Source organism: Corynebacterium sp., from assembly GCF_012837295.1.
GTDB lineage: Bacteria > Actinomycetota > Actinomycetes > Mycobacteriales > Mycobacteriaceae > Corynebacterium.
Window position 1 is genome coordinate 1 of record NZ_DURI01000023.1, and the last position, 3,646, is coordinate 3,646.

Here is a 3,646-nt window from a genome sequence, read left to right on the forward strand (position 1 = left end):
ACTTATGGCACATGGATTGTCAACACTTCTGGCACAGCGAGTTTCACGACTTATGGCACATGGATCGCCGACACTTCTGGCACACCACCACGCACGGGCTAGCGGGCCCGTTTGGTGATCTTCCGCGTGGTGGCCATTGGCGACACCCCACTGCGGCGCCTCGGCCAATCCAACGTGGCCCCCTTGCCCCATCGGCCACAGGTGCCCCCGTCAAACCCCACGGAACCGATCACCGTCGAGGCGCGTCTAAAAGGGTGACTTCAACGACGACCATGACGGGGGAACCATGGCATCGCCCACCGACACAACGATTCGAACTCATCCAAGCGGAGTTATTCTCCTCCGCGACCAAACCACGCTGGGTACGGAGGAACTCCGTCGGCGCTTTCGCACGGGAGGGCTGAGGCGCATCACCCGCGGGGTCTACGCCACCGGCGAAGACAGGCCCCGGTACGAGGAATATCGGCTGCGGGCAGCCGCCGCGGGACTCATTCATTCCGACGCAACGGTCACCGGCACGGGCGCCGCCGCCCTCCATGGGCTCGACTTCCTGTATCCGCCGGGGCTGATCGTCGATGTTCTATCGCCGAGGGTCAACGGATCACGCAAGAGCGGTTTCGTGCGATTGCGGCAGCACCGAAACTCCCACGGTGAAGCAGAAGACGTGACCGCGGAGGATACCGCGCGCGGGGCCCAAGAGGACCGTGGGAACGGGGACACGCTGACTTCAGCTGGAATTCGGACCACCTCGCCGGCACACAGCGCAATCGAAGCCGCGATGATCCATGGCCCGCGGTCGGGACTGGTCATCGCGGAATCGGCGCTATGGAAAGGAAAGTGCCGACGCGAGGACTTGGCCGCAGCGGTGCGCGTCGCCGATCTGGTCGCGACGCTCAAGGCCGCCGGCCGCGGCCCCGCCGATTTGCTCGACGACCTCGCCCGCGCCCACGGCCTGCACAAGACCGCGCCGCTGACGTTCCGCGTCGACGACGTCGCGCTCATCGCCGAAGGGATGGCGCGGCTGCGCGCGAACCCGCCGGCGACGCTGGCCGGGGCCACGGTGACCGCCGTCCACGACCTGTCCGACGGGTGGGAGGGTCTGCCGCCGACCGACGGGCTGATGCTGCTGACGGAGGCCGACGACCGCGTCATCGCGCGCCCGTCCGGCACCGAGCCGAAGCTGAAGTGCTACCTCGAGGTCATCGTGCCGGTCGCCGAGTCCGGCGACGTGCCCCACGAGGAGGCCGCCGCCCGGCTACGGACCATCGCCGCCGAACTGTCGGAGGTCCTGGGGATGTAACGGCGGGGAGGTGGCCCGCCCCGGACCAGCCCCGCTGCCCGCGCCTATCCCAGGTGCGGGCAGTACTGCTTTCCGGCGCCGGCCGCCCCGTCGGGCTCTGCCGCCCCGTCCGCGCCCGGCTCGTCCACGGCGGCGCGGTGCCGTTCATCCAGCGCCCGGAACAGCGCGGTATTCATGCGAAACGCCAGGACGGCCTCGGCGAGGACGCGGTCGCGGACGTCGTCGCGCAGATCCAGCGCGTCGAGGCGATCCCGGTACGCGTCGCGGTAGGGCTTGATCTTGCCCAGGGCGGAGAAGTCGTAGAACCGCGCCCCGTCGCCGTCGATTCCGTAGTGGTCGCGGAGCTTCCGCGCGATGATCTGCCCACCGGACAGGTCGCCGAGGTAACGCACGTAATGGTGCGCGACCAGCGACGAAGCGTTGCGGGTGCGTGCCAGCTCGGCCAGCCGGTTGACGTAGGCGGCCGTCTGCGGCAGCGCCTCGATCGACGAGCGCCAGCGCGGGCCGATGAGGAATTCGAGGTCCCTCTCCAGTGCGGCGTGGCGTTCCAGGCGCACGTCGGCGATGGCGGCGCCCTCCGGGGTGTCGGCGATGGCGCGCACCGCGTCCTCGAGCGCGCCGTAGATGAACCACAGCTGCCCGGCGAGGTCGGCGGCGGCGCAGGCGCCGAGGTGGCCGTAGTCGCCGTCGAGCAGGGCGGTCATGAAGCCGGAGTTCTCGGCGTCGTCGTGGGCGGCGGCGGTCGCCTCGCGCAGTCGCACGGTCAGGCGGTCGGTGGTCGTCTGGAGCATGGCGCCCCTCCTAGCTTGGTGATGTCGGTCGGTTGCTTGGGTGGTTCGGGTTGCTTTACGACGCCCGCGCGCCAGCTCTTCGGCGTGCCGGGACGATGACGGGGTTGCCCCCGGAGTCGGCGAGGACCTCGACGTCCAGGCCGTAGACGTCGCCGATGAGCTGGGCGGTGAGCGTCTCGGCCGGCGTTCCTGCGGCGACGACGCGGCCGGCGTCGAGGACGATGACGTCGTCGGCATGCGCCGCAGCTGCCGCCAGATCGTGGAGCACCACGACGACGGTCGCGCCGGCGCGGGCGCGGGCGCCGATGACGCGGAGCATCGACTCGGCGTGACGCAGATCGAGCGCGGCGGTCGGTTCGTCGAGAAGCAGGATCGGCGTGTCCTGCATGAGCACCCGCGCGCAGTGCACGCGGGCCAGTTCACCGCCGGACAGCACGGTGACGGGGCGATCGAGCAGATGCTCCACGTCGCAGTCGGCGATGACGCGGCGTCGCAGATCCGGGTCGGGTTCGCCCCACGGGCTGCGGCCGAATTCGATGACCTCCCCGGCGGTGAACGGCACCGTCGCCGGGTGCGATTGCGGCAGCACGGCGCGCAACCGGGCGCGGTCGCGAGTGGGCACGGCATGCAGGTCCGCGCCGTCGAAGAAGACACCGCCGGCATCCGGCGCCCGGTCCCCCGACAGCGCCGCGAGCAGCGTCGACTTGCCCGCGCCATTCGGCCCGACCAGCGCGGTGACGCGGCCGGGGGATGCGTGGACGGTGACGTCGTCAAGCAGGATCCGCCCGGACCTGCGCACCCGCACGGACCGGGTGGCCAGGCCCCGCGCGGCGCCAGCGGGCACCCCGGGCAGAATGTCGCGGAGATCGGGGGCCTTCATCGCCGCACCGCCCGTCCGCCGCGCAGCAGCAGCCAGAAGAACAGGGGGCCGCCGACGAGGGAGGTCAGCATGCCCAGCGGCAGATCCGCGCCGACGACGAGCGTGCGCGCGGCGAGGTCCGCCAACGTGGCCACCAGCGCGCCACCGAGGAGCGACGCCGGCAGCAGCGCCGAATGGCCGGGGCCGAGAATCAGCCGCAGCGCGTGCGGCACGACCAGGCCGATGAACACGATGATGCCGGAAAACGCCACGCCCACCGCGACGACCAGGGCCGTCAGACCGATGACCGTGCGCCGCAGCTTTACGACGTCCACGCCCAGATGCCCCGCCTGGGCCTCCCCCAGGCCGAGCAGGTCGAGGCGGCGGGCCAGCGCCCACATCACCGCGGCCGACGGGAACGTGACGGCGGCGACGATCGCCGCCGAGGTCCAGTCCCCGCCGGCGAAGCTGCCCATTTGCCAGAAGACGATGCGGTCGCGGGCGGCGGGCTCGGCGATGAACGTCAAGCCCGAGACCAGGCCCCCGCAGACGGCGTTGACCGCGACGCCGACGAGGATGATGCGGGCGACGTCGCGGCCGCCGCGGGCGGTGGCGGCGACGATGGCCGTGGCCAGCGCACCACCTGCGAAGGCGCCGGCCGCGATGGCCCAATCCGCCGCGGCCGGGCCGAGGGCG

4 protein-coding genes are annotated in these 3,646 nt (G+C 71.4%); 1 reads left to right on the forward strand and 3 read right to left on the reverse strand.

Translation table 11 applies throughout. The features are described 5' to 3' along the window. Nucleotides 1-853 precede the first annotated feature (853 nt). Nucleotides 854-1,300, forward strand: a complete 447-nt coding sequence (locus GX015_RS00675) for a hypothetical protein (RefSeq protein ID WP_291342025.1) — start codon at nucleotides 854-856, stop codon at nucleotides 1,298-1,300. Between the two features lie 44 nt (nucleotides 1,301-1,344). Here the strand turns inward: GX015_RS00675 and GX015_RS00680 are convergent, their stop codons facing one another. The 3 genes from GX015_RS00680 to GX015_RS00690 form a co-directional block, all read right to left on the reverse strand. Next, nucleotides 1,345-2,091: a heme oxygenase (biliverdin-producing) gene (locus GX015_RS00680; protein ID WP_291342026.1), complete on the reverse strand. Its 747-nt coding sequence runs from the start codon at nucleotides 2,089-2,091 to the stop codon at nucleotides 1,345-1,347. A gap of 55 nt (nucleotides 2,092-2,146) precedes the next feature. Continuing rightward, nucleotides 2,147-2,971 carry an ATP-binding cassette domain-containing protein gene (locus GX015_RS00685; protein WP_291342028.1) on the reverse strand — a complete coding sequence of 275 codons (825 nt, stop codon included), beginning with the start codon at nucleotides 2,969-2,971 and terminating at the stop codon, nucleotides 2,147-2,149. Continuing rightward, on the reverse strand, nucleotides 2,968-3,646 hold a 679-nt coding region (locus GX015_RS00690; protein WP_291342030.1), incomplete at its 5' end, for an iron ABC transporter permease. The genes GX015_RS00685 and GX015_RS00690, both read right to left, overlap by 4 nt.